Source organism: Streptomyces sp. NPDC050759, from assembly GCF_044456945.1.
In the GTDB taxonomy this organism is placed as follows: domain Bacteria; phylum Actinomycetota; class Actinomycetes; order Streptomycetales; family Streptomycetaceae; genus Streptomyces.
This window is the reverse complement of record NZ_JBITGI010000013.1, coordinates 244,941-269,681: the sequence shown is the minus strand read 5'-3', so window position 1 is coordinate 269,681 and position 24,741 is coordinate 244,941. Positions and strand designations below refer to the sequence as shown.

Sequence of the window (24,741 nt, the reverse complement as noted above, 5' to 3'; positions counted from 1 at the left end):
AGGAGACCCTCCATGTCCATATCGTCCCGTAATGGTCTCGGCCGTCGCCGACTGCTCGCCCTCGCCGCCCTCTCCGGCTTCGTCCTTCCGCTCACCGGCTGCGGAGGCAGCTCCAGCGCGGAAACCGGCAAGGCGTCGAACCCGTACGGTCTGATCGAGGCCGGGACCATCAGATCCGCCACTCAGACCGGCCAGCCCCCCTTCGCCTACGCCGAGGACTCGGGCAAGCCCGCCGGTTTCATCGTCGACGTGACCGACGAGGCCGCGAAGCGCCTCGGGCTCAAGGTCGACTACAAGTCCACGTCGGTCACCGGATCGCTTGCCGGCCTGACCGCCGGTCAGTACGACCTGGCCTCCTCCGGGCTCGGGGTCACCGAGGAGCGGCAGAAGAGCGTCGACTTCACCAAACCGCTGTTCTGGAGCACCGTGACCGTGCTGACGACCTCGAAGAGCACGATCTCCACCTTCGACGGCTTCAACGGCAAGCGCGTCGGAGTGGTCACCGGATCCTCGCAGGAGGCTCAGCTGCCCACGCGGATACCGAAGGCACAGCCGGTCCGCTTCCAGGCCCAGAACGCGGCGGTGAGCCAGCTGCTCAACGGCAGCATCGACGCCTTCCTGGTGGGCGGCCCCGACGCGACGGAGTTTGTGAAGCAGTACAAGGGCCTGCGCCAGGCGGTGTCCGCCCCGGTGGACCACCCGACCTCGATGGCGGTGCCCAAGAAGCACAGCGCCTTCCTCAAGGCGCTCGACAAGGAGATCGGCGCCATGGTCGCCGACGGCACCTACGCCAAGCTCTACCGCAAGTACTTCACCACCCGGCCGCAGCCCGAACTCCTCGCCGCATGGCCCGCGTTGAAGTCCCAGTTCCCCGGAGCCAAGTGATGCCCGCAGTCGACGACGAGTGGCAGCCGGTCCTGCTGCCCGGCGGGCGCACGTGTTGGCGGCGCGTGCTGCGGACGACGGTGCGGGACGGCATCCAGCTCGTCGCGGACGTCTACGCCGACCGGCCCGACCCGGGACCGGGCCCGGTCATCCTGGAGCGGACGCCGTACGGCCGCCGGGCCGCGCGCACCTCGGACGGCGCCCTCGGCGGCGAGATTCCGCCGGCACCCGAGACCGTGGCCGAGGTGTTCACCCGCGGCGGGTACCGGATCGTACGGCAGGACTGCCGCGGCCGGGGCGACTCGCAGGGCACCTTCGTCAAGTACCTGAACGAGGCGACCGACGGCTACGACACCGTCGAGTCGATCGCCGAACAGCCCTGGTGCGACGGCCGGGTGGCGACCATGGGCGTCTCGTACTCCGCACACGCCCAGGCAGCCCTGGCCTCCCTGGGCGCGCCGCACCTGGCCGCGATGTTCCTCGACTCCGGCGGCTTCGCCAGCGCCTACGAGGCCGGCACCCGGATGGGCGGGGCCTTCGAACTCAAGCAGGCCACCTGGGCGTTCCACCGGGCCAAGGTGAGCGAGACGGTGCGCACCGATCCGGTCCTGCGCGCCTCACTGGAGTCGGAGGACCTTCGGGCATGGTTCACCCGCATGCCGTGGCGGCGCGGCGCGAGCCCGCTGCGCTTCGTCCCCGAGTACGAGGACTACCTCCTCGAGCAGTGGGAGAACGGCGCGTTCGGCCCCTACTGGCAGCAGCCGGGCATCTACGCACGCGGCTTCTACGACGACTTCCCGGACGTCCCCAGCCTGCACATGTCCAGCTGGTACGACCCCTACGTCCGCACCGCCACCGAGAACTTCCGCGAGCTCGGCCGCAAGAAACACAGTCCGGCGTATCTGGTGCTCGGCCCGTGGACGCACGGCGGGCGCAGCCACAGCTTCGCCGGTGACGTCGACTTCGGTCCGCAGGCCCGGCTGGACGGCAGCCTCGCCGAGCACTACGCGGCGATGCGGCTGAGCTGGTTCGACGCGCACCTCGGCCCGGACGGCATGGCGGAACCGCCGCCTGCCGTGCGGTACTTCCTCATGGGGGGCGGTTCCGGCCGGCGTACTGCCGAAGGGCGGCTCGACCACGGCGGCCACTGGTGCACGGCGACCTCGTGGCCGCCCGAGGAGAGCGCGAACCTCACCCTCGTCCTCGGCAGCGCGGGCACCCTCGAGACGGCCGTTGACACGTGCGAGGCCCAAGGCTCCTTCCTGGAATACGACTTCGACCCCCGCGACCCGGTGCCGACCCTCGGCGGCCAGGTCACCTCCGGCGAACCGGTGATGAGCGGCGGCGCCTTCCACCAGCACCCCGACGACCGGTTCTTCGGCGTGACCGAGCCCCACCTGCCCCTCGACAGCAGACCCGACGTGCTGGTGTTCCAGACCCCGCCGCTCACCGAGGACCTGGCGGTCGCCGGGCCGGTCGTCGTGCACCTCACCGTGTCGTCCACCGCCCGCGACACCGACTTCACGGTCAAGCTCATCGACGTCCACCCGCCCGGCGAGGACTATCCGCAGGGTTTCGCGATGAACCTCACCGACGGCATCCTGCGCTGCCGCTACCGCGACTCCTTCAGCGAGCCGGAACTGATGACGCCGGGGGAGACGTACGAGATCACGGTGGAGGCGCCGGACACAGCGAACCTGTTCCTGGCCGGCCACCGACTGCGGCTCGACGTCAGCTCCAGCAATTTCCCGCGCTTCGACGTCAATACCAACACTGGGGACACGGAAGTCGGCGACCGGCGCAAGGTCGTCGCCACCAACCGCGTCCACACCGGCGGCCGTTCGTGGCTGACCCTGTCCGCACTCCGTCCGAAGCCCGAGGGGCGCCCCGCATGACCGACGGAAGGCTGTCTCCCTCCTGGCGCCAGGCGAACGTGCGCGACGGCTTCACTCTGACCGCCGTCGGTGACCTGGTCGTGGACGACGCGCTCGCCCCGCTGCTGGAAACCCGCTCGCCCGGCCTGCTGGAACTGCTGCGGTCGGCGGACGTGACCTTCGGCAACTTCGAGAGCACAGCCGTCGACCTGACGGACTTCGACGGCTGGCCCGAGGCCGAATCCGGCGGATCATGGCTGATCAGCACCTCACGGGTGCCCGCGGATCTCCGCAGGATGGGATTCGACCTGATGGCCAGGGCCAACAACCACACCACCGACTGGGGCGTGGCCGGCATGCGGTCCACCGACCGACTGCTCACCGAGGCGGGCATCGTCCACGCCGGCACCGGCGACACCCTCGCCGACGCGCGTTCTCCGCGCTTCCTCACCACCCCCGCGGGCCGCGTCTCCCTGGTCTCCGTCGCCTCCCGCTTCGAGCCCATGTCCCGGGCCGCCGACCCCCTCGGCCGCGTCCCCGGCCGCCCCGGCGTCAACGCCCTGCGCACCACCCGCCATGTGCTCGTCCCGGCCCAGCGCCTTCGCGAACTCACCCTGATCCAAGACGCGTTGCCGCCCGGCTCGGTCCGCGCCTCCGTCCTCGCCGCCGACCTCAGGGACGGCGCCGTGACCCTGTTCGGCACCCGCTACGCCGCGAAGCCCGGTCCCGAACCCCACACCGACGCCGTGGAGTTCCACTTCTCCGTGCACGAGTCGGACCGCCAGGAGGTGCTGCACGCCGTCCGGCAGGCCAAGCAGACCTCCGACTTCACGATCGCCACGATGCACACCCACGAGCCGGGCAACTACAGCCAGGAGCCCCCCGACTTCCTCCCGCTCATCGCCCGCGAGGCGATCGACAACGGCGCCGACGCGTTCCTGGGCCACGGCCCCCACCAACTCCGCGGCATCGAGGTGTACCGGGGACGCCCGATCTACTACTCCCTCGGCAACTTCGTCTTCATGGAAAACACCCAGCAGCCACTGACCCCGGGTGCCTACGACAAGGACGGCAGCCGCGAGCACGAGACCGAGGCCGAGTTCCTGGAACGCAAACGGGTCCACGGGGTGTTCGGCGAGCAGATCTGGTACGAGTCCGTGGTCGCGGTCAGCCGGTTCGACGGCGACGGCACCCTCCGGACCGTGGAACTGCATCCGATCGAACTGCACTGGGACGGCCCACGCGACGCCGACCGTGGCATTCCCCGGCTCGCCGACCGGCCCACCGCGGAGCGGATCCTGCTACGTCTGCAACGGCTCTCCAAGCCGTTCGGCACGCAGATCACCATCCGGGAGGGCATCGGACACCTCAGCCTCTGACCCGCCGCTCGCCAAGAACCACTGGTTCCTGGCGAACGTGGTCGTATGCGGCATGGCTGCGGCTCCCGTCGTTGGGTGATGACGACATCGTCCGGAAGGGCGTCATGGGGGCGCATTTTCTGTCGATTGTTGCGCCGCGAACTGGTGGTACATCGGTAGAAGTTGTGTCGCTGCAGATCAGACATGATCATTTCTGCGTTGAGAGGTCGTGGGGTCGAATCCGGGTCGAATTTGCCGTTCTTGCGCCTCGCCAGCGCGTAGTTGCAGGTCGGGGGTGGGTTGAGAGGGCGTGATGGCAGGCAGCGCGCGACCGATTGCTGGGACTGCGGCCCTGAAGGGTGCACGCGAGTAGATTCTTCGTCTGCTGGTGGTACACGGTTGGTAGCCGTTGACCTGCGGAAATAGCCTCAATCGAAGCGGGGGAGCGGCTTGCCGGCCCGGGAATGCTTCGGATCTTGATCGGGGCCGGAGCCGACCGATCCGGGCCCGCGGCTACCTCGACTGTGTGGGCGCGGACCCGTTCGTGGCCCCAGTTCGCTGTGCGGACCAGCGAGTGAGGGCGGCGTACCGGCACATCCGGTCACGGCTGTGACGGGGCGGCCTGCACACCAGGGCGCGCGACAGGGGTCCCATTCCGCCTACGCCGTCCCACGCCGGCAGACCCGAGCTCCGAGACGGAAACCGGGTTGCCGGCCCGAGCTGTGCGCAGGGCGCGCGCTCCCGTCAGCACTTGCGCCCCGGCCTTTACAGTCGGCGCAGCCTCGTCGTCCTCAACCGGGACCCGCGACCAGCGGCCACCGGGCGAGGCCCCGCATCCGGCGCCTGCTCGGCCCTCGGCGGCCAGGCCGCGGGCCGAGCAGGCTTTTTTTGGCACATGCCCCTCCAGTGCAGCTTGCCGACTGTGCTGGTGTGGGGAATGCGCTGCGTCAGTCGGTCAGGTTGCCCATCTTCCAGATGGTCATGGACTTGACAACACTGCCGTCACCGAAGAGCCGCAGGCCGAGGGAGTCCTGCCGGAAGGGGTAGGCGCGGGTGGTGATGGACTTGTGCGCGTTCGCGTATGCCTCGATCATCGAGCGGTCCAGGAACACATCCAGTGACAAATCTCCGTTGGAGAGCGTCAGCGGGCCTTTGTGGATGCCGAGGTCGGCGTCGACGCTGGAGTTGTTTCCGGATCGTGTGCGGTCGACACCCAGTTGCCCAGCTGGGGCGTCGTAGAACAGGCGGGTCCGCTCTTCGTCCCCGGGGCTGCGGAGCACGTCGAGTCCGAGGGTGTCGGCGCTGCCCCGTTCCAGGGTCAGCTTGATGTGGAGCATGTCCCCCTTGATGTCGGCCAGGCGCGCATTGGCGTCGGCGACGGAGGTCTGTTGGCTGATGTCCAGGAGCGGCTCGCCCACGTGAAGCCGGGAGACCTCCTCGACGGGGCTGAATCCGAGGTCGCCGTCAGGACGCATGGACAGTTGGATGGGGAGTCCGGCGTTGTGGGCCCAGCCGGCGTCGTAGTGGGCGCGCTCGGTGCGACGGTCCTGCGCGATGCTGAAGACGAGCGAGCGTTCCTTGTCGTCGACCGTGCCGCTGGGCCCGGTGAAGTGATCGCCGTAGTCGAGCAGCCTGGGCTCGGTGGTGTCGGGTGTCCAGCGGCGGGCCTGAGCGTCCCAGGTGCCGACCCAGTAGTAGGTGTACTTGCTGCTGTACTCGCCGGGGCCGTCGGGGAAGGCCGGGTTGACGAGCAGCGCCCGTCGCTGGCGGCCCTGGGCGTCCTTGCCGATGGGAAGGAAAGTGGGAAGCTCCCAGACCTGGCCCGTTTTGGGGTGGGCCGCCACGTCACCGACCATCAGAGGTCCCGAGTAGGTCCAGTCGGTGAGGTTCTTGGAGGTGTAGAGGAGCGCCGTGCCGCCGACGTTCTGGCCCGAGGTGGTCTGGACTCCCGAGCCGACCAACTGGAACCAGGTGTCACCCTCCTTCCACACGGACGGGTCGCGGAAGTCTCCGAAGCGGACCTTCCGTCCGGCACCGACGTCCAGATCGGCGGTCTGGCGGGTCACCAGGGTCGGGTCCATCTTCCACTCGACCAGGTCCGGGTCGCTGGGGTCGACGGGGCGTGCGAGTCCGACCGCCTGGTTGGGGCGCTGGGAATCGTTGCCGGCCGTGAACAGCAGGACGGGGACGCCGTTCGCGTCGAGGGTCGAGCCACCGGACCAGACACCGTCGGGCGCCACGCTTCCCGCGGTGGGCGCGAGAGCGACGGGCAGGTCGCGCCAGTGCACCAGATCCGCGCTGACCGCATGCCCCCAACTGATGTTGTGCCAGTAGGGACCGTGGGAGTTGTGCTGGTAGAAGAGGTGGTACTTGCCGTTGACCTGGATGGGGGCGTGCGGCTCGTTCATCCAGTGGTTGGGGGCCGTGAAGTGGTAGCCCGGGCGGTAGCGGTCGCCGTCGTAGCGTGAACGGTCCATGGCCATACGGGCCTCGGGAATGCTGCCCCCGGCGAATGTCTGCACATCGTGCTCGTGGCCGGCCTTCACGGACTCCGAGGTGAGCGCGCTGGTGTGGACCTTCACCTCGTCGATCAGGCCATTGAACATGTTTACGGCAAAGGTGCCGTTGATGATGGCGGGCTGGTTGTGGCGGCCGATGAGCAGCGGAACGTCGGCCTTGGCCAGGCGGGCCGTGGTGGGGATGGCGGTCTGGGCGACCTGCGCACCGTTCAGGAACAGAGTGATCGTGCCGTCGCTCGGCGCGAAGACGCCCGCGAGGTGCGCCCACTTGCCTGCGGCCAGAGCTGCCGATTGGGGGACCGCCGTCTCGTACCAGGCGTCACCGGTGCCGATGCCGAATTGCCACACGCCGTGTCGGCCGACGCCGAGCGAGAACCCCCGGTGTGCTGCCTTGTCCTGCTGGTTGACGACCGCCGAGGGCTTGCCTTCGTCGCCCCATTCGAAGGCGCGCGGTGCGACCCAGGCTTCGACGGTCATGCCGTCCGTCGGGATGTGGGTCTGCGATGCGGCGCGGGTGACCCAGGTGGAGTAGCCGTCGAAGAGAAGGGCGCCGGAGAGTACGCCGTCCTCCTGTCGCTTGGTACGCCAGAGTGGTTCGCTGTTCGGTTTGTAGACGGCGTTGTTGAAGACGTAGCTGATGGGGTCCGCGCTCTGGCTGACACGCTCCGTGGTCGCGGTGCCCTGGCCCTCGGAGAAGTCCCAGTAGTCGGCGAGTCCCTCGAGGCCCGGGTCCGGTGCCTTGTCCAGACCGACTCTCACGTCGTCCAGGTTGATGTGTCCCCAGCCGCCGGTGGCCTGGTCGACCGCGGTGATGCGCAGCTGCTCACCCAGGTGCTCGCGCGCGTCCCAGGTGACGCGGCGGTACGCCTCGTCGTCGGTTCCGGTGGCCTTGTGCAGGATGGTGCCGTCCAGGGTCGTCAGGGCGACGTAGAGCTGGTCGTCGTTGCGGCCGCCGGAAACCAGAACGCTGACCATTCCCGTGCCGGTGAGGGTGAACGGCTCGGAGGTGACGGTACCTGTGGGCGCGTCGCCGCCGCCCGCGAATCCCCACAGGTGGTAGGTGCCTTGCTGGTTGAAGCAGCAGCCCCACCCCCAGCCCGCCTGGTCGGTGACGGATCCATTGAAGGCGGTTCCTGTGGCGGTCCAACCGCTCAGGTCGCCTGTCTCGAAGCCGGGGTTGGACAGGGTGCTCTCACTCGCGCTGGCCGGCTGTGACATGAGGGGTGTTGTCAGGCCGAGACATGTCACGAGCGCGAGCAGTATGCGCAGCAGGCTGCCCGGGGATCCTGGCCTGGGTATCGCTGGTGAGCGCGTTCGCATGCAGACCTCCGATGGGGTGTTGAGGTTGTTGAGCAGGCTGGTTCGCGTGGTTGAGTGCGGGGCCCACGACACGGCCTCGAGAGCGTGGAACAGGGTGCGCTGGTGGTCAGGGGCGTTGGACGGGCACGTTGACGTCGTCGACGTTGATGTGGCCCCAGCCGCCAGTCGCCTTGTCGACGACCTCGACGTAGATCCGCTCACCGATGTGGGCGGACAGGTCGAAGGCGACCCGGCGGTACTGCTCGCCACCACGACCGGTGGCCTTGGCCAACACCTTGGCGTCGCCGGCTCGGACGACGGCCGCGTAGAGCCGGTCGAGGTCGTTGCCGCCGGATATGAGCAGATCGACGACGCCGTCTCCGCCGAGGGTGACGGTGGCGGAGCGGAGGACGCCGACCGCGTCGTCGCCGCCCGCGTCCGGGTTGTAGCCCCACAGGTGGTGGCCGGTCGCGTCGTCTTCGGTCTCGGCCTGGTAGAAGGGCCCGCCCCAGCCCCAGTCGGTGCGGGTGGTCACGCCGGCGTCGCTGAAGGTGGTGCCCGAGACGACCGTCCATCCGGTGAGGTCCCCGGTGGCGAAGTCGTGGTTGGGGAGGGCGTCGACGTCCGTCGGACGCGGCGGGTCGTAGGCGGCGGGAGCGACAGATGTGTCGTAGGCGCCGTTCATGCGCCAGACGTCCAGGGAGACGACCCGGGCGGCGCCGCCCTCACTGGTCAGCCGCAAGCCGGTGGCGTCCTCTTGCGTCGGGTAGACGCGGCTGGTGAGGCTGTTGGTGCCGTTGATGTACGACTCCAGCATCGAGCGGTCGAGCAGGACCCTCAACCTCAGTCGGCCGCCGTCGAGTTCCACGGTTCCTCCGTGGACGCCCTTGCGTACGTCCGGGTCGAGGCTGGAGCGGCTGCGGTCGATCGAGAAGCGGTGCTCGACGGTGTCGTAGGAGAGCAGTGTCTGCTCGCTGCCGTCGTCGCTGGCCCGAACGGTCAGGGTGATGGTTGTGGCGTCGCGCGGCTCGATGACGGCTTCGATGTCCAGCAGGTCGCCGGAAACGTAGGCGAGTTGGCGGTTCGCGTCCTTCACCGAGGTCTGGCGAATCCTGGCGAGTCGTAGGCCCCGCAGGGTGGCCGCTTCGGCGATCGGTTCGACGCCGAGGGCGCCGTCCTGGCGGAGCGAGACGCTGACGGGCATTCCGGCGTTGTGCGCCCAGCCGGCCTGGGCGTGCTGCTGTTCGCTGCGGCGGTCCTGGGTGATGCTGAAGAGCACGGACCGGCCGTCGGGGGTGACGAAGCCGGACGGGCCGGTGAAGTGCTCGCCGAAATCGAACTCACGGGGCTTTTCGTGGTCGGGCACGAAGCGGCACGCGTTCTTGTCGAAGGCGCCGATCCAGTAGTACGTGTGCTTGACGGCGTTGGAGTTGAACGCCTCCCACCAGGGGCTGACCAGCAGGATGTGCTTGCCGGTGCGCTTGCCCGTGGGTCCGGGGAGCGGGAGGAGGACCGGCAGTTCCCACGCCTCGCCGGGCTCGGACACCTTGGTGAGATCGTTCCAGTGCAGGGGGCCTTGGTACGTCCAGGGGCCCTCGGGTCGGCGGGCGGTGTGGACGAGCGCGGTGCCGCCGTACTTCTTGGTGACCTGAGTGCCGTCGTAGTCGACGATTCCGCTGCCCGTCAGCTGATACCAGACGCCGTCCTCCTCCCAGACGAACGGGTCGCGGAAGTTCTCCGCCCACGCGGTGCCGGGGCCGGCCGGGAGGGCGGCCGGGGCTTCGGTGACCGGCTCGGACTTCATGGTCCAGGTGGGCAGGTCCGTGTCGCCGTCGGTCGGGTAGGAGGACACGGCGAGCCCGGTGCGCTGGCGGTAGGGCAGCCGGTCGTCGCCGCCGGTGAAGAAGAGCACGGGGCCGCGGTCGCCGTCGACGTGGGCCGAGCCCGACCAGCAGCCGTCCGGTGCGACCGAGTCCGCAGCAGGCGCGAGGGCTATGGGCTGGTCTCGCCAGTGCACCATGTCGGTGCTGACCGCGTGGCCCCAGTGGATCTGGCCCCAGTACGGGCCGAACGGATCATGCTGGTAGAAGATGTGGTACTTGCCCTTGAAGTACACGGGCGCGTGCGGCTCGTTCATCCAGTGCCAGGGCGGCAGCATGTGGAACTGGGGACGGTGGCGGTCGCCGTCGTAGCGGGCCCGCTGCTGGGCCAGGTTCGGCCGGGGCACGCGATGGCCGGGGAGAGCCGCGATCGCGTCGGTGTGTTCCTGGTGCGCCGCCGTATCGTCCAGGGTGCCCGGGCGGATCACGAGGCTGTCCATCAGGCCGATGTACATGTTGGCGTGGAACTCGCCGTTGAGCAGCGTGGGTCTGTTGTGCCGCCCGATGAGCAGCGGCTCGCCCGAGGCCGGTACGGGGGCCTTGTCCGGGGTGGTGGCGGTGCCGATCAGCCGGCCGTCGCGGTAGAGGCGCAGTTGCCGTGCGGCCGGGTCGTAGGTGGCCGCCACGTGTGTCCACCGGCCCTTGACGGCAGGCTGATCCGAGGCTCCCTTGACCTCGATCAGGTCGGTTCCGAAGCCGAGTTGGAAGACGATCTGACCGAAGCGGCGCAGGCCGAGCAGGAATCCGGTCTTCGCATCCGGGTCGTGCTGGTTGACCAGGGCCTGCGGCTTCCCGTCGATGCCTTGCTCGTAGGCGTAGGGCGCGATCCACGCGTCGAGCGTGATGCCCCCGGCGGGGTCGAGCTTGCCGGGGCCGTCGGCGGTGACGACGGTCGAGTAGCCGTCGAAGTACAGGGCCCGGCCGCGCACTCCACGGCGCCGTACGGGATCGCTGTCGGGCTTGTAGCGGGCGTCGTCGAAGACGTACCCGATGGGGTCGGCTGTGCCGGAGATCGCCTCGCGGGTGACCGCGCCGGTGCGCTCGTCGAAGTCCCAGCGGGCGGAAGGGCTTTGGGGGCTGAGCCGCTTCTGGGCGGCGGCCGGTGCGGGAGCGAACGAGAGCGGGACGATGGCGCCGCCGACGGCAGCCGATACGACGCCGAGGACTGCTCTTCTCCTCATGGCTGACTCCTGAGGGTGCACGACAGGTCTGACGCCCTGCCAAATCGGTTTAACCGGTGGCTCGGCATCGTTCGCGCGCCGCTCCTGCTAAAGCAAGGGCTAACGCATGCCGATTTACCTGGGCGTTACCTGAAGACCTCGCAAAACGCCACATAAGGTCGGTGTTCGCGACTCGATATGTCCGAGGTGTTGACACCGGACGAAGAGCGCATCACTCTCGTCACCACTTGCTAATCCGATTTAACAACGGAGCTGAGCCGCTGATGCCCGAACGCCGCGTGACCATGGCCGACGTCGCCCGCAAGGCAGGCGTCTCGCCCACGACCGCGTCGTTCGCCCTGTCCGGCCGCACCGACATGCGCATCTCCGACGCCTCCCGCGCACGTGTCCTGGAGGCCGCCAGGGAGCTGGACTACCGCCCCAACGTCACCGCGCGCAGCCTGCGCACGAAGTCGACCCAGACCATCGGGTTCGTGTCGGACCAGATCACCACGACACCGTTCGCGGGGGATGTGATCCGCGGGGCGCTGGAGGCCGCCCGGGAGCGGGACCACCTGCTGTTCATCACCGAGGCCGGCGGCGACCGCGCCGCCGAGTCGTCACTGGTCCACGCGCTGCTGGACCGCCAGGTCGACGCGGTGATCTACGCGTCCATGTTCACTCGGTATGTGACTCCGCCCAAGGAGTTGTTCGGTCGCCGGGTGGTCCTGTTGAACTGCCTGGCGCCCGGCTTCGACGCGCCGTCCGTCGTCCCGGACGAGCTCGAGGCCGGCCGGGACGCGGCCCGAGCCCTGCTCGCCGCCGGTCATACCGAGGGCATCTGGGCAATCGGAGGCCACCAGGCCATCCCGGCCACGCCTGAGGGGATCATCGCCGGAAACGAGCGCATGCGCGGCCTGGAGGAGGTCCTGCGGGTGGGCGGCGCCCGCCTGGACGGTGTCGTCGAGTGCGACTGGGACACGCGGGACGGCTACCGGGAGGTCTCCGCCCTGCTCGCGGCGGGCCACCGCCCGCGGGCGCTGGTGTGCCTGACCGACCGGGTCTCCTTCGGCGCCTACCAGGCGCTCGGCGAGGCGGGTCTGTCGGTGCCCGGCGACGCATCGGTGGTCTCCTTCGACGACCAGGACATCGCGTCCGTACTGCGCCCGGCGCTCACCACGCTGAAACTGCCGCACTATCAACTCGGCCGCCTTGCCGTGGAGTTGATCCTCGGCGAGGGGCCGCTCGAAGCAGTCGTACACCGTGTGCCCATGCCGCTGCAGGAACGTGCCTCCATCGGCGCCCCCGCCGCGGGCTGACACCGGGCACCCGAAAAACGGCTGTCCCGCCGCCCGGAGCGAAGATCCCCGGGCGGTGGGACGACCACCAAGAACAGCGACCGTCGCAATCGGTCGCATGGGCGGGTCCGGCAAGACCCGTCTCAGTGAGATGGAGGAACCTCGTGGTGTTCAGAACCAGGCGCCTCGCAGTGGCGAGTGTAGCCGCCGCGGCGGCGACCGCGCTGGTCGCCGGATGCGCGACCGGCAGCGGCGGCAGCACGTCCGGAGCCGACGGCACGCTGACGCTGTGGACGCACAACGCCGGCAACTCGGCGGAGCTCGACGTCGTCAAGAAGATCATCAAGGAGTTCAACGGCTCCCAGAGCAAATACAAGGTCAAGCTCCAGGCGTTCCCGCAGAGCGACTACAACAACTCCGTCGTGGCGGCCGCCTCGGCCCGCAAGCTGCCCTGCCTGCTGGATGTGGACGGCCCCAATGTGCCGAACTGGGCCTGGGGCGGCTATCTGTCCCCGATCGACGTCTCCGGCAGCCAGGTGCCTCTGTCCGACCAGCTGCCCAGCACCGTCGGCCGCTACAAGAACAAGGTCTACGGGTTCGGCTTCTACGACGTTGCCCTGGCCTTCTTCGCCCGCAAGTCGGTGCTGGACACGTACGGCATCCGCGTCCCGACCATGGACAAGCCCTGGACGAAGGACGAGTTCGACTCCGCGCTGGCCAAGCTGAAGAAGGGCGGGAAGTTCGAGTACCCGCTGGAGATGGGCACCGGCGGCAGTGGCGAGTGGTGGCCGTACGCATACTCCCCGCAGCTGGAGAGCTTCGGCGGCGACCTGATCGATCGCGATGGCTACAAGACCGCCTCGGGCACGCTCGACGGCAAGGACTCCCTGGCATGGGCGAGTTGGTTCCGCTCGCTGGTGACCAAGGGCTACATCGCGAAGAAGTCGGGAGCCGACCCGAACAAGGACTTCCTTGCCGGCAAGAGCGCCATCCAGTGGGACGGCAGCTGGAACGCGGCCAAGAACGCCGACAAGTTCGGCGACGACCTGGCGATCATCCCGCCGGTCGACTTCGGTGACGGGCCCAAGATCGGCGGCGCCTCCTGGCAGTGGGCGATGAGTTCCACGTGCTCCAACAAGGCCGGCGCGCAGGCGTGGTTGAAGTTCTCCCGCCAGACCAAGTACTTCGTCGACTACGCCAAGGCCACCGGCACCCTCCCCGGCACCGACGCCGCCGCGAAGCAGGTCGAGGGCTACCAGCCGGGCGGGAAGTTCAATGGACTCGTCCAGTACGCGCGCAAGTACGCGGTAGTGCGTCCGGTCACCCCGGCCTACCCGTACATCTCCACCGAGTTCCAGAAGGCGGCCCAGGACATCCTGGCCGGCGCCGATCCCAAGAACGCTCTCGGCCAGGCCGCGAAGGACATCGACAACAACCTGAAGACGAACAACAACTACGCCGGCTGACCCGCCCCGCCCCGCCCCGCCCCGCCCCGGTCCGGTTCGGGCCTCGACCGCGCCTCGCTGCGCCGCCTGAACCGGACCGGCTCCCTCTGGAGCTACCGTGACCACCATGATCGCAGCCCTTGAACGGCTGCGCCCGGTCCGGCGAACCCGAACGACGCACGCCCGTCGCCGTGAGAGCCTCACCGCCCTCGGCATGGCCACTCCGGCCGTCGTGCTGCTGATCGTCTTCCTCGTCGTACCGGTCGCCCTCGCCTTCGCCCTGGCGTTCACCGACGCGAGGCTCATCTCGCCCACCCCGGCCCGCTTCGTGGGCCTGAGGAACTTCACCCTGCTCTTCCAGGACCCGGTCTTCTACAAGTCCCTGCGCAACACGGCGTACTTCGCCGCCGTCGTCGTCCCGCTCCAGGCCGGGCTCGCGCTGGTGCTGGCGCTGTTGGTCAACGCGAAGGTGCGCGGCGTCAACTTCTTCCGCACCGTCTACTTCCTGCCGGTGGTCACCTCGATGGTGGTCGTGTCCCTCCTGTGGACCTTCCTCTACCGGCAGGACGGCCTGGTCAACCACGTGATCTCAGGACTCACCCTGGGGCATGTCCACGGCCCGGACTGGCTGGGCGACCCGGCCACCGCCATGCCCGCCATCATCCTGATGTCGGTCTGGCAGGGCGTCGGCTTCCACATGATCATCTGGCTGGCCGGCCTGCAGACCATCCCCGTCGAGCTGTACGAGGCCGCCGCCCTGGACGGGGCCACCGGCTGGTACCGCTTCCGCCATGTCACCTGGCCCGGGCTGCGCGCCACCCGCACCTTCGTGCTGGTCACCATCACCATCGCGGCGTTCAGCCTCTTCACCCAGATCAGGGTGATGACGCAAGGAGGCCCGCTCGACTCCACCAGCACCGTCGTCTACCAGGCGGTGCACACCGGCTACGACCAGCAGCAGACCGCGTACGCTGCGGCGATCTCCCTGGTCTTCTTCGTGCTCGTGCTGAGCGTGTCCCTCGTCCAGCGTTTCCTGACCCGGGAGAAGGACTGACATGACCTCCCTCCTCAAGCATCTCGGCGGTCACGCCGGCCGTGTCGTCCTGACCCTGGTCTTCGCGCTCCCACTCGTCTTCATGCTGGTCTCGTCGTTCAAATCGGACGACCAGATCTTCGGCGACCTGGGCTCCTTGCGCGCCTTCCTGCCGGTCGGCGCCCTGTCACTGGACAACTACACCGCCGTGTTCCAGCGCGTCCCGGCGGCACGGTTCCTGCTCAACTCCATGCTGATCTCCTCGATCACCGTGGTACTCGGCATCATCGTCAACAGCCTGGCCGCGTTCGCGCTGTCACGGATGCGCTGGCCCGGCAGGAAAGTCGTCCTGACCGCGATCATCGCCACCCTCATCGTGCCGTTCGAGACCTTCGCCCTGCCCCTGGTGTGGTGGGTCAACCAACTGCCGCTGCTCCGCGTCAACGGCTTCCACCTGGAGTGGACCACCGGCTGGCTGGACACCTACCAGGTGCAGATCGTGCCGTTCGTCGCCAACGCCTTCTCGATCTTCTTCTTCCACCAGTACTTCCAGAGCATCCCCAAGGAGCTGGACGAGGCGGCGATCGTGGAGGGCGCAGGCTGGTTCACCATCTACCGCCGCATCGTCATGCCACTGTCCGGACCGGCCGTCGCCACCGTCGCCATCCTCACCTTCCTGCCCGCCTGGAACTCCTACCTGTGGCCGCTCATGGTCGTACAGAGCGAGAACCTGCGGCCGGTGATGGTGGGCATCTCCTACTTCTTCCAGCTGAACGTGGGCTGGGGCCAGATCATGGCCTATTCTTCCATGATCACCGTGCCGATCCTGGCCCTCTTCGTGGCCTTCCAACGGTCGTTCGTCAACAGCATCGCCTCCACCGGCGTCAAGGGCTGACCACGCTCCGTCGACCTCCACCCCGAAAGGACCCCTGCGTGTCCGTCATGCCCGCAGACCCCCACCTGCCCGTCGTGCACCTGCGCCCGCCCCGCAACTGGATCAACGACCCCAACGGGCTCGCCTTCCACCACGGCCACTACCACGTGTGCTTCCAGCACAACCCATACGGACCCGAGCACGCGAACATGCACTGGGGCCACTTCCGCAGCCCGGACCTGATCACCTGGGAAGAACTTCCCCTCGCCTTGACCCCCACGCCGGGCGGCGAGGACGCCGACGGCTGCTTCTCCGGCAATGCGATCTCCGACGGCGACCGCATGGTCGCCTTCTACTCCGCGTTCCGCACCGACCGCTGGGCACAGCCGGTCACCACGGCCGAGTCCCGGGACAACGGTGTCACCTGGACACCGCGCGGCAGCCTGCTCATCCCCGAACCGCCCGAGGGCACCACCATGTACCGCGACCCGTACGTGTGGCGGGAAGCCGGCCGCTGGCGCATGCTGGTCGGCTCCGCCCAGTCGGACGGCCGGGCGGCGGCACTGCTCTACGAGTCCGGGGACCTGGAACGGTGGGAGTACCGGGGGCTCTTCCTGGGCCGGGCGCCGCAGCCGGTGGCGCAGGGCGCCGACACGGGGCTGGGCTGGGAGTGCCCCCAGTACCTGCACGCGGACGGACGCGGCGCGCTGCTCCTGGGCGCCTGGGATCCGGAGCTCGGACCGCGCCGCACCGTGGTCTACCCCGGGCGCGAACAGGCCGGCCGCTTCCTCGCCGGCGATCCCGTTCTGCTCGACCACGGGCCCGACTTCTACGCTCCGGCGCTGCTGCGCGCGCCCGACGGCCGATGGCTGCTGTGGGGCTGGTCGTGGGAGGCCCGCGATCCGACGTGGGTACGGGAGAGCGGCTGGGCCGGGCTGCTGACCATGCCGCGCGAGGTGACACTCGCCGAGGACGGCTCCGTACGACAGCGACCGGCCGCGGAACTCCTCGCGCTGCGCGACCAGCGCGCGGTGACCGCTACCGGCGAGACCGCAGGAACGGCCGTACTGGGAACGGTGGGCCCGAGCTTCGATCTGACGGCCCGTCTGGAACCCCGGAGCGCCGGGACGGCGGGCAGACTGCGGCTGGTGACCTCCGTCGACGGCACCGAGTACCTCGACATCAGGATCGACACCGCCGCGGGCGAGCTCGTCGTGGACCGCGACCACGCCTCCCTCGACCCGCGCGCACACGGCGGAACCTACCGCGTCCCCTGCCCCGAGGCGAGGGCGGTGTCCGGCGCCCCGGTCGAACTGCGCCTGGTGGTGGACCGCTCCGTCGCCGAGCTCTACCTTCCGTCGGGCCGGGCGTTGACGCTGCGGTTCTACCCAACCGGTGGCGCCCCCTGGCGGATCGAGGCCCAAGCCGGAGGCGGGGGCAGCCTCGGCTACACGGTCGGAGCCTGGAACCTGCGGCCGTACACCATGCGGTACATGGCCGACTCCAACGCCCAGCCCGCGCTTCCGGACGCCGGCCTCGTCCGCCCCTGATTCTGTCCGCCCTTGATCCTGTTGACGGCACTTGTTCGGGCGGCACCGGGGCCTTCGGAGTCTCCTGAAGAACCTGGAACGACGCACGCAGCGACGCCCAGACGTCCTCGTCGGGCGGGCGCTCGGCGAGCCGCGCGGCTATCAATTCCCCCTGCTCGGACAGGCCGTTGAGGGCGAGGTCTTCCTTGCTGCGGAAGTAGTTGAACAGGGTCCGCTTGGAGACACCGGCCGCGGCGGCAATCTCGTCGAGGGTCGTGTCGTCGTATTCCTTGGCGGCGAACAGTTCGAGGGCGGTTTTGGCGAGGAGCGCGCGAACCACCGAGCGGGTCTGCTCCCGAAGAGGTGTCGGCTTCTGGGGCATGCACCGATGGTACATATCTTCGCGAGGAGCAGTAACTTGCACTCAGTGCAAGAGCGTGCGTAAAGTGAAGGCATGAGCAAAATTGACTATCGCCGCCAGACCGTCATCGTCACCGGAGCCAGCTCGGGGCTCGGCGCGGAATTCGCCCGCCAGTTGGCCCGTCGCGGCGCGGATCTCGTCCTCGTCGCCCGCCGGGCGGACCGGCTCAAGGACCTGGCCGACGAACTCACCCGCGCCCACCGGGTCACGGTGCACGTCGTCGCCCGCGACCTCGGCCAGCCCGACGCCGGCCGCACGTTGCGCGCCGAACTCGAATCCCGCGGCATCTACGCCACCGGGCTGGTCAACAACGCCGGCTTCGGCACCCACAACGCCCTCGCCGACGAGGACCCGGACCGCCTGCAGAGCATGATCGCGCTGAACGTCAGCGCGCTGGTCGACCTCAGCCGCGCCTACATCGGCCCGCTGGCCGCAGCCGACACCGGCATCCTGATCAACGTCGCCAGCCTGCTGGGCTTCCAGCCGACCCCGTACCTGAGCGTCTACGGCGCCACCAAGGCCTTCGTCCTCAGCTTCACCGAATCACTGTGGGAGGAGACCCACGACACCGGTCTCCGCGTCCTCGCCCTGTGCCCCGGCGCCACGAAGACCGAGTTCTACGACGCCGCCGGCAGTCAGCAGGCCGACTACGGCGCGAAGCGAGTCACCCCCGCCGACGTCGTCAAGACGGCCCTCGACACGCTCGACCGCCGCTCCGTGCCCCCGTCGGTGATCACCAACGGCCGCCCGATCGCCCTCGCCGGCAAGATCCTGCCCCGTCGCCTGATCGTCCGGTTCATGGGCCGCATGGCCCGTCCGTAGCCGGCACCTTCTCCACTGTCGCCCCACCGGTAGCACAGGCCCACCGTCAGTCGGCACTGCCTCTCGGTCGCCCCCACCCGCAGCAAAGGCCACACCATCGTGACCATCACAGAAGTCACCTCGCAGCGCACCGACGCGGAGCGCTTCGGTCACATCCTCGCCGTCCAGCGCGCCGCCTATCTCCGCGACGGAGCGCCCTCGCTGGCCGCCCGGCGCAACGATTTGAGCAGGCTCAAGGCGGCGCTGATCGCCCGGCGCAGCGCCATCGAGGAGGCGATCAGCACCGACTTCGGAAACCGCTCGCGACACGAGACCGCGATGATGGAGCTCGGGGGCGTCGTCCAGGGCATCGACTACCTGGAGGACCATCTCCGTCGGTTCATGCGCCCGGCCGGCCGGCACACCGCCTGGCCCATGCGGTGGGCACCAACCGCATCGAATACCAGCCGCTCGGCGTGGTCGGGGTCATCTCACCGTGGAACTATCCCGTCAACCTCTCCCTGATGCCGGTCGTCACCGCGATCGCCGCCGACAACCGCGTCATGCTCAAGCCGTCGAAGTTCACCCCGGCGACGAACGCCGTGCTCGCGTCGATGCTGAGCGACCTCTTCCCCCAGGAGCAGGTCACGATCGTCAGCGGCGACGGCGCAGCGTTCTCCTCCCTGCCCTTCGACCATCTCGTCTTCACCGGCAGCACCGAAGTCGGACGAGCCGTGATGAAGGCGGCCAGCGAGAACCTCGTCCCCGTCACGCTGGAGTTGGGCGGCAAGTCTCCGACCATCGTCGCCAAGGGACACGTGACCGACCGGACCGTGTCCGACATCGTCGTCGGCAAGCTCCTCAGCGGCGGGCAGACCTGCATAGCCCCCGACTACGCCCTGGTCCACGAATCCGAGATCGACACCTTCATCGACCGCTACGACCGGCTGGTGAAGACCGCCTACCCCGACAGACCGAACAGCACGGACTACACCTCGATCGTCAACGACAAGCAGTACGCGATCCTCACCGAGCTGATCGAAGACGCCCGCAGCCACGGGGCACGGATCATCGAGGTCGGTCACCGGCCGGGTGAGGCCGCCCACCGTCCGCACACCCTCACGCCGACCGTCGTGCTCGGCGTCACCGACGAGATGCGGATCGCCCACGAGGAGATCTTCGGCCCCATCCTCCCGATCTTCCCCTACCGCGACATCGACGACGCCATCGACTACGTCAACGCCCGGCCACGACCGCTCGCGCTCTACTACTTCGGCAGCAACGACGCGGACCGGCGCAAGGTCCTCGACCGCACGACCTCCGGCAACGTCACCGTCAACGGCACCATCATGCACGTCGGGCAGGACGACCTGCCCTTCGGCGGCGTCGGCGCGAGCGGCATGGGCCAAGACTGTACGTGCATGTCGATGACCGTTTGAAGACCCTGCGGTGGCGTGGGCGTCCGCCGCGGCTGACCGATGCCGAGCTGGTGACCCTGGCAGTGGCCCAGGCAGTGCTGGGCTTCCACTGCGAGGCCCGCTGGCTGCGCTTTGCCCACGTCCATCTGCACGGCATGTTCCCGTATCTGCCACAGCGCCCCGCCTGCAACAAGCGGCTGCGAGCTGCTCTGGCCCATGGTCAAGCGGGCGATCCGGTCGCTGGCCGCAGACACCGACCTGTGGCTGGACGATGTATGGATCGTGGACTCCACGCCCGTCGAGTGCGCCCGCTCCCGCGAGACGGTCAAGCGCTCCGACCTGGCCGGCTGGGCCAACTACGGTTACTGCCGCTCCCACTCCCGCTTCTGCTGGGGCCTGAAGCTGCACCTGGTGTGCACGCCGGCCGGCCTGCCCGTGACCTGGGCCCTGGCCGACCCGAAGATCGACGAACGACAGGTCCTGGCCGCCCTGATCGATGACGAACCGCATCTGGCAGCCGCCCGGCCGGGCCTGCTGATCCTGGCCGACAAGGGCTATATCGCCGCCGACCTCGACCGCTTCCTCGCCGCCCACGGCATCACTCTGCTGCGGCCCTCCTACCGCAACCGCGGCACCCCACAACCCGCAGAAGCCCTGCTCAAGACGGTGCGGCAGCTGATCGAGTCGGTCAACGACACCCTCAAGGGCCAACTCGACCTGGAACAGCACGGCGGACGCACCATCGAAGGCGTCGGTGTCCGCGTGGCCCAGCGGATCCTGGCAATGACCTGCGCGATCTGGCACAACCGCAACACCGGCGCACCCGTCACCAGGTCACTCATCGCCTACGACCACTGAGCCACACAGGAACTACTCGTCTAGCCGTACCACTGCTTCCTGGCGAAGGCGGTCATGTGAGGCATGGCGCTCCCGTCCCTGTCGGCGGGGCGCCGTCGCCCCGTTTGCCGTAGTGGAATCAGGATCGCGAAGCTTGCATCGGCTCGGCAAGGCGGCTTTTCGCGTCTGCGGCCGCATCAAGCGGGGCGCCCGGTGCAGCCGGTTCAAGGGGATACGCGGTCGCCGAGCGGGTCCTGAATCGGCTGGCCGAGCAGGACGGGGCCGCGTCCTGCAACATCGCGATGCACCCAACTCACTGGGGACCCTGGTGGATTCGGCGGAAGTCTCCGGGGGCGGCGCCGGTGTGGCGGGTGAAGAACTTGCCGAAGTTGGTGGCCTCGGAGAATCCCAGCCGACCGGCAATGGCCGCGACGGGCTCGTCTGTGTGCGAGAGCAGGCGCTGCGCCTCCAGGGTGACACGGGCGTCGATGACCTGCTTGACGGTTTGTCCGGTGGCGGCCAGGCAGGCACGGGTGAGGGTTTTGACGGTGTAGCCGAGGCGGTGGCCGTAGTCTTCCGCCCTGCGTGTGTCGGCGTAGGAGCGTTCCAGTTCGATGCGGAACCGGGTGTAGATCTCACCGCCGGCGTGCGGGTCGTCCCGCTTGCCGTGGCGCGGTAGACGGTCGATCTGCAGCAGCAGGGTGACGAGTTGGAGTTGGAGGATCTCCTGCGACACCGCACCGTCGCGCCGGGTGAACTCAGCGCGGATCTGTCCCACGAGGGTGGAAAGGACGGCGTGGTCCCGGCCGGTGGCCAGTTGCCAGCAGGTGGGTCCGTACCACTCGTTGATCAGACGGTCGGCGCTTGTGAAGTGGGGCGGGAAGGCGGGGGTGAACAGCAGGTGCGTGCCGTTCATGGTGCCGAGACGGCCGAAGCGCTGGACCTGGCCGGGGCGGATCCACAGCAGGGTGCCGGGGCGGCAGGGGTAGGTGACGAAGTCGACGGTGTGCTCGCCGCTGCCTTCGGTGATCAGGGTCAGGGTGTGGAACGCGACCCGGTGGACGCGCTCCAGGCCGCCCTGACGCATGCGGTCGTGCAAGGTGCGAAGGTCGGTGATCTCCAGGCCTGACACGGGAGCCGTCGGCGGATTGAAGCCGAATCCGGGGATCGGCTCGTCACCGCTGAGGCCCTCGACGTTGTTACCTGCGGAGGTCATGCCGATCTCACTCTTGTCCGTTTTTGACCATGACGGGTCTCCAGCATATCTCGCCGCCCAAGGGTGGGCAGGGAAGAGTGGAGGCGATCCGGACGGCGATGGGATGCCGTCCGACCGCGAAGGAAGTGGGCATCATGCACGGCACGATTACGGTCGTCGACAAGGGCGCGATCCGCGTCCACAGTTACATGGCACCCGACGACAGTCTGAATGTCACCACCCAGCTGATCGAGACCCCGGTCCGGATCGTCGCCGTCGACGCCCAGTACGCCCTCGGATACGCCGAGGAGGTCGTCGCCTACGCTCAGGGACTGGGGAAGCCGCTGGACCGGCTGATCGTCTCCCACGCCCACCCCGACCACTTCCACGGCGCCGCCCGCTTCGGCGTCCCTGTGCACGCGCTGGCCGCGGTGCGCGACCAGATCGCCGCCCAGGGCGACGCCCAGGACCCCACCGGCACGGTCATCCCGGTCGGCGACGTCACGCCGACCGTGGAGATCACGCCGGGCACCGAGGTCATCGACGGTGTCCCCTTCGTGTTCGAGGCGGTGTCGGGTGGCGAGGCCGCCGACGAGTTGCTGCTCAAGCTGCCGGAGCAGGGTGTGCTGGTCGCCCAGGATCTCGTCTACCACGACACCCACCTGTTCCTGGGCAACAACGACATCGCCGGCTGGCAGAAGGCCGTAAAGCAGCTGGCTGCCGAGGAGGCGTACGACACGATCCTGGCCGGGCACGGCCTGCCCGCCGGATCGGAGGTCTACGCCGCACTCGGCCGCTACCTCGCCGACGCACGCGAGCTGCTCGGCCACGATGGTGAGGCGTACAAGAAGGCGATCCTGGAGCGTTATCCCTCCTACGGCGGCCCGATCCTGATCGACATCGGCAACCAGTACCTCTTCGGCGCTCAAGGCATCTGAACCCTGTACGAGCAACAGCAGCGATACCAGCAACAGGAAAGGGAATGCCATGAGCAGGATCGTCGTGTTCGGAGCGGCCGGAAAGGCCGGCTCCAGGGTCGTCGCCGAGGCCGCCGCGCGCGGCCACGAGGTCACCGCCGTCGCCCGGGATCTCTCCCGCCTCGGCCAACTCCCCGCCGGGGTGCGGGTGGTGCACGGTGACGTCACCGAGTCCGAATCCGTCGCCGGCCTGGCCAAGGACGCCGATGCGCTGGTGCTCACCGTCGGCGGACCAGACGCCAGGCTGTACACCGACGCCGTGGCCACGGCCGCCGCTGCCGTGCGGGCCCTGGGCGCCGGTGGCCCCCGCATCCTCCACATGGGCGGCGGCGCCAGCCTGCTGAACGACGACGGCGTGCGCTTTTTCGACGCCCCCGGCTTCCCCGAGGAGTTCAAGCCGTACGCGATCGGCCAGATCCAGGCACTCGACGCCTATCTGCGCCTCGGCGGCGACGTGACCTGGACCTACCTCTCCCCGCCGCCGGTCCACTTCGCACCCGGCGAGCGCACCGGTCGTTACCGCACTGCCCTCGACCGACCTGTCACGGGCGACGACGGCCAGGCCCGCGTCTCCTACGAGGACTACGCCGTCGCCCTCGTCGACGAGATCGAGAACCCCAGGCATCTCAATCAACGTTTCACCGTCGGCAGTTGAGCCTTGATCCACCGGGTAATGGCGGGTCCAGGCTTGGACATGAAGACGCGGATGCCTTCTGAGCTGGGATGATGGGACTCGACCAGGCATGGCAGCAGATCACGTATCCCACCGCCATGCCCGCCCCCGACACCGGTGAGACGCCGGCCTGCCCATCGCTCAAGTCGCCGGGAAGAAACCAGGCCATGCGGCGACCGTCATCGCTCTTTCGTTGGGTGCCGGGGAACTGCAGCCCGTGCGACTCGGGCGGCCGTCAGCCCTCGCGGCGCAGCGCGGCCGGTGTCGTGCCGAGGTGGGAGCGGATCACTGGGGTCAGGTGCTCCTGGTGGGAGAAGCCGCAGGCCGCCGCCACCTGTGCGATGGGCATGGATCCCGCACGCAGCAGAGGGGCGGCCCGCTCCACCCGCAGTCGCACGAGATACCGGTGCGGAGGGCGCCCCGTGCGGGCCTTGAAACGCCGGGCGAACTGGCTGACGCCCAGTCCCGCGGCCGAGGCGAGATCCTCCAGGGACAACGGCTCGGAAAGGCGGGAGTCGATGAGTTCCCGAACGGCCGCGAACTGCAGGTCGCTCAGCCCCACCAGCCCTCCCGCAGGCTCCTCGACCCCCTGCCGCACGCTGTGGCGACGGGCCAGCTGGGCCGCGGTCATCAGCGTGAGCTGATCCGCATAGGCGCTGCCGCTGGGTTCCCAGCGCCGTACGACACCGTCGAGCGCCAGGACGAGCTGCTCCAGCAGCGGATCCGTGCTGCCGAACTCCTCCCTCAACCGCACCAGTCGGTCATCATCGGCCGTCGCTTGGAGGACCGCGTCCGACAGGTAGACGTGCACGGTGTTGAGGTATCCGCCGAGTTCCACGTCCAGCTCCGTGGCCGCCGGATGCAGGAAGAGACCGCCGGGCGGTACCTGCTGGGCAGCCATCAGTCCGCGGCGACCCCTGCGGACGGTGACGGGCCCGTCCAGATGCAGGATCACCAGGTTGCTGCCGGCTCCCTGGAACGCGTCCCGGTACGGCAGTTCCCGCTGCGTCGACACATACAGCCGCTCCCAGCCGAGCCCCGCGCTGGTGCGGACGGGACGCACCCCTGGCCTGGCCAGTATTCCGTGGGTGTCGCCAAGCCCCACCTCGCTCATGCGGCCTTCCTTCGCGGCACAGCCTTCCCGCCCTCGGCATGGGCGGGCAAGCACGGACCGGGCGCCGTGCACGACGGTTTTGTGCGGGGCGATGCCGCAATTGTGCAGGAACAGCCGACGCGGGAGCTCGAATACTGCGTAGACCCCCTGC

At 68.8% G+C, this 24,741-nt stretch carries 17 protein-coding genes and 2 pseudogenes; 14 read left to right on the top strand and 5 right to left on the bottom strand.

Translation table 11 applies throughout. From position 1 onward, the window contains the following. Positions 1 to 12: 12 nt before the first annotated feature. From ACIBJB_RS33235 to ACIBJB_RS33225, 3 genes are read left to right on the top strand one after another with little or no spacing between them, the layout of a single operon-like run. Entirely contained in the window at positions 13 to 885 is an 873-nt protein-coding gene (locus ACIBJB_RS33235) for a transporter substrate-binding domain-containing protein (protein ID WP_398936128.1), read from the top strand. After that, complete coding sequence (locus ACIBJB_RS33230) at positions 885 to 2,780, top strand: CocE/NonD family hydrolase (protein WP_398936126.1); 1,896 nt, start codon at positions 885 to 887, stop codon at positions 2,778 to 2,780. The genes ACIBJB_RS33235 and ACIBJB_RS33230 overlap by 1 nt, the downstream gene beginning before the upstream one ends. Beyond that, a complete protein-coding gene (locus ACIBJB_RS33225) occupies positions 2,777 to 4,138 on the top strand; it encodes a CapA family protein (protein ID WP_398936124.1) in 1,362 nt (453 codons plus the stop codon). Before ACIBJB_RS33230 ends, ACIBJB_RS33225 begins: the two co-directional genes overlap by 4 nt. 926 nt (positions 4,139 to 5,064) lie before the next feature. Here the strand turns inward: ACIBJB_RS33225 and ACIBJB_RS33220 are convergent. Both ACIBJB_RS33220 and ACIBJB_RS33215 read right to left on the bottom strand, forming a co-directional pair. Then, positions 5,065 to 7,854 (bottom strand): GH32 C-terminal domain-containing protein, encoded by a 2,790-nt coding sequence (locus tag ACIBJB_RS33220; RefSeq protein WP_398936122.1) that lies wholly within the window; start codon positions 7,852 to 7,854, stop codon positions 5,065 to 5,067. Between the two features lie 208 nt (positions 7,855 to 8,062). After that, complete coding sequence (locus ACIBJB_RS33215; RefSeq protein WP_398936120.1) at positions 8,063 to 10,996, bottom strand: GH32 C-terminal domain-containing protein; 2,934 nt, start codon at positions 10,994 to 10,996, stop codon at positions 8,063 to 8,065. 263 nt (positions 10,997 to 11,259) lie between these two features. On the opposite strand from ACIBJB_RS33215, the gene ACIBJB_RS33210 reads away from it, so the two are divergent. The 5 genes from ACIBJB_RS33210 to ACIBJB_RS33190 all read left to right on the top strand — a co-directional run bounded on the left by ACIBJB_RS33210 (position 11,260) and on the right by ACIBJB_RS33190 (position 17,175). Next, a complete protein-coding gene (locus ACIBJB_RS33210) occupies positions 11,260 to 12,294 on the top strand; it encodes a LacI family DNA-binding transcriptional regulator (protein ID WP_398936118.1) in 1,035 nt (344 codons plus the stop codon). A 170-nt stretch (positions 12,295 to 12,464) separates the two neighbouring features. Further along, the gene (locus tag ACIBJB_RS33205; protein WP_398936116.1) at positions 12,465 to 13,739 is read left to right on the top strand and encodes an extracellular solute-binding protein; all 1,275 of its coding nucleotides are present in this window, start codon (positions 12,465 to 12,467) and stop codon (positions 13,737 to 13,739) included. 106 nt (positions 13,740 to 13,845) lie between these two features. Next, on the top strand, positions 13,846 to 14,772 hold the full coding sequence (locus ACIBJB_RS33200; RefSeq protein WP_398936114.1) for a carbohydrate ABC transporter permease: 927 nt from the start codon (positions 13,846 to 13,848) through the stop codon (positions 14,770 to 14,772). A 1-nt stretch (position 14,773) separates the two neighbouring features. After that, positions 14,774 to 15,646, top strand: coding sequence for a carbohydrate ABC transporter permease (locus tag ACIBJB_RS33195; protein WP_398936112.1), 873 nt, complete (start codon positions 14,774 to 14,776; stop codon positions 15,644 to 15,646). A gap of 47 nt (positions 15,647 to 15,693) precedes the next feature. Further along, positions 15,694 to 17,175 (top strand): glycoside hydrolase family 32 protein, encoded by a 1,482-nt coding sequence (locus ACIBJB_RS33190; RefSeq protein WP_398936222.1) that lies wholly within the window; start codon positions 15,694 to 15,696, stop codon positions 17,173 to 17,175. A gap of 184 nt (positions 17,176 to 17,359) precedes the next feature. Here ACIBJB_RS33190 and ACIBJB_RS33185 read toward each other — a convergent pair. Then, positions 17,360 to 17,536, bottom strand: a pseudogene (locus tag ACIBJB_RS33185) (helix-turn-helix domain-containing protein); the annotation flags it as partial. 72 nt (positions 17,537 to 17,608) lie between these two features. Here ACIBJB_RS33185 and ACIBJB_RS33180 point away from each other — a divergent pair. The 4 genes and pseudogenes from ACIBJB_RS33180 (at position 17,609) to ACIBJB_RS33165 (ending at position 20,652) form a co-directional block, all read left to right on the top strand. Continuing rightward, the gene (locus ACIBJB_RS33180) at positions 17,609 to 18,397 is read left to right on the top strand and encodes an SDR family NAD(P)-dependent oxidoreductase (protein ID WP_398936110.1); all 789 of its coding nucleotides are present in this window, start codon (positions 17,609 to 17,611) and stop codon (positions 18,395 to 18,397) included. Positions 18,398 to 18,496: 99 nt separating this feature from the next. Next, positions 18,497 to 18,901 (top strand): hypothetical protein, encoded by a 405-nt coding sequence (locus ACIBJB_RS33175; protein ID WP_398936108.1) that lies wholly within the window; start codon positions 18,497 to 18,499, stop codon positions 18,899 to 18,901. Next, the gene (locus ACIBJB_RS33170; RefSeq protein WP_398936106.1) at positions 18,817 to 19,815 is read left to right on the top strand and encodes an aldehyde dehydrogenase family protein; all 999 of its coding nucleotides are present in this window, start codon (positions 18,817 to 18,819) and stop codon (positions 19,813 to 19,815) included. The genes ACIBJB_RS33175 and ACIBJB_RS33170 overlap by 85 nt, the downstream gene beginning before the upstream one ends. Further along, positions 19,788 to 20,652: pseudogene (locus tag ACIBJB_RS33165) on the top strand (IS982 family transposase). The gene ACIBJB_RS33170 and the pseudogene ACIBJB_RS33165 overlap by 28 nt, the downstream one beginning before the upstream one ends. Positions 20,653 to 20,944: 292 nt before the next feature. Here the strand turns inward: ACIBJB_RS33165 and ACIBJB_RS33160 are convergent. Next, positions 20,945 to 21,847 (bottom strand): helix-turn-helix domain-containing protein, encoded by a 903-nt coding sequence (locus ACIBJB_RS33160; protein WP_398936104.1) that lies wholly within the window; start codon positions 21,845 to 21,847, stop codon positions 20,945 to 20,947. A gap of 134 nt (positions 21,848 to 21,981) precedes the next feature. On the opposite strand from ACIBJB_RS33160, the gene ACIBJB_RS33155 reads away from it, so the two are divergent. Together ACIBJB_RS33155 and ACIBJB_RS33150 are read left to right on the top strand one after the other, a co-directional pair. Then, a complete protein-coding gene (locus tag ACIBJB_RS33155) occupies positions 21,982 to 22,764 on the top strand; it encodes an MBL fold metallo-hydrolase (protein WP_398936102.1) in 783 nt (260 codons plus the stop codon). Positions 22,765 to 22,813: 49 nt separating this feature from the next. Then, positions 22,814 to 23,458, top strand: a complete 645-nt coding sequence (locus ACIBJB_RS33150) for an NAD(P)-dependent oxidoreductase (RefSeq protein WP_398936100.1) — start codon at positions 22,814 to 22,816, stop codon at positions 23,456 to 23,458. Between the two features lie 253 nt (positions 23,459 to 23,711). Here the strand turns inward: ACIBJB_RS33150 and ACIBJB_RS33145 are convergent, their stop codons facing one another. Next, a complete protein-coding gene (locus ACIBJB_RS33145) occupies positions 23,712 to 24,590 on the bottom strand; it encodes a helix-turn-helix domain-containing protein (RefSeq protein WP_398936098.1) in 879 nt (292 codons plus the stop codon). Positions 24,591 to 24,741 lie beyond the last annotated feature (151 nt).